Raw genomic sequence first — 1,016 nt, 5'->3', positions numbered from 1 at the left:
TACGTTTGTTCACCCTAATCACATAGTTTGCCTATGCTCATGGGGATTCACTCACTTGCCGCCTACCTGCAACTTCAAGTTGTTTGGGTATATATCCGCCTGCGATATTTAAGCGGTGGGCGAGAGATTCCCTGCATTTTCCCTGTGCTTTGCTGTGGGGAGATGTGGGGATTTTTTTATTTGCGATCCGGTGGATGCGCGGTTAGAACAATGCTAGCTGAAAGCTAGCCCTAGATGCAGTGAGCGCTATTGCGTATCAGTTGCGAATGACTTGTGGTGATTTGTTTATGTCTTATATTTCTTTACGATTTTAACCGTGATCACAACGTATTGTTTTGCGAAACAAATATATTTTTCTGCCTTGCTATAGCACCATTTAGCCAAACTTGCAGGATGTAGGGTGGTAGGCCTCATGTCGTATGAAATCAGGATGATTTTATTCCTTGGTATTTTTATTGTCGCCAGTTTGTGTTTATTCGATGTGCTGGTGGATTATCTGTTAGTTAATTATCGCGGTGGCATTTTACGCGTCATGATGCGCTTGATGATGGATTCGCCGTTTAATTATTGGCTCGGCCAAGATGAGGAAATGCTGCAGGCGTTGTGTGAGCCGTTAAGCTAATTGGCTGGATAATGTGAGAGCGGCGAGCAGTGGTTGCGGATGGTAAAAGGCGGCCACCCGTGGTGGCCGCATCAGCAGATCTTGACATTGCGCCTTAGCGCATAGTCACAAACTCTTCGGCAGCCGTTGGGTGAATCGCCACGGTATTGTCGAAATCGCGCTTGGTCGCGCCCATCTTCATGGCGACAGCAAAGCCTTGCAGGATCTCATCCATACCAAAGCCGATGCCGTGGATACCGACAATCTTCTGCTCAGCACCGACACACACCAGTTTCATCCGGCACGGCTGACGGTGCTGAGTGACCGCTGTATACATGGCGGTAAAGGACGAGGTGTAGACCTTCACATTGGCTTCGCCATACTGTTCGATTGCCTGTGGCTCGGTTAAGCCCAC

1 protein-coding gene and 1 pseudogene are annotated in these 1,016 nt (G+C 48.4%); one reads left to right on the top strand and one right to left on the bottom strand.

Annotation, left to right across the window (positions count from 1 at the left end; translation table 11 throughout):
- The first annotated feature begins 412 nt into the window (after positions 1–412).
- The gene (locus ACRC27_RS07140) at positions 413–622 is read left to right on the top strand and encodes a hypothetical protein (RefSeq protein ID WP_438639526.1); all 210 of its coding nucleotides are present in this window, start codon (positions 413–415) and stop codon (positions 620–622) included.
- Between the two features lie 94 nt (positions 623–716).
- Here ACRC27_RS07140 and ACRC27_RS07135 read toward each other — a convergent pair.
- A pseudogene (locus ACRC27_RS07135) lies at positions 717–1,016 on the bottom strand (glutathione-disulfide reductase); the annotation flags it as partial.

Origin of the sequence: Plesiomonas sp. (assembly GCF_051650925.1) — a bacterium.
GTDB lineage: Bacteria > Pseudomonadota > Gammaproteobacteria > Enterobacterales > CAMTGL01 > Plesiomonas.
This window is presented reverse-complemented; position numbering and strand designations above follow the sequence as displayed.

Bases quoted from the DNA above. Each gene is read 5' to 3' on its own strand.
- ACRC27_RS07140 (WP_438639526.1), top strand. From the start codon at position 413: ATGTCGTATGAAATCAGGATGATTTTATTCCTTGGTATTTTTATTGTC.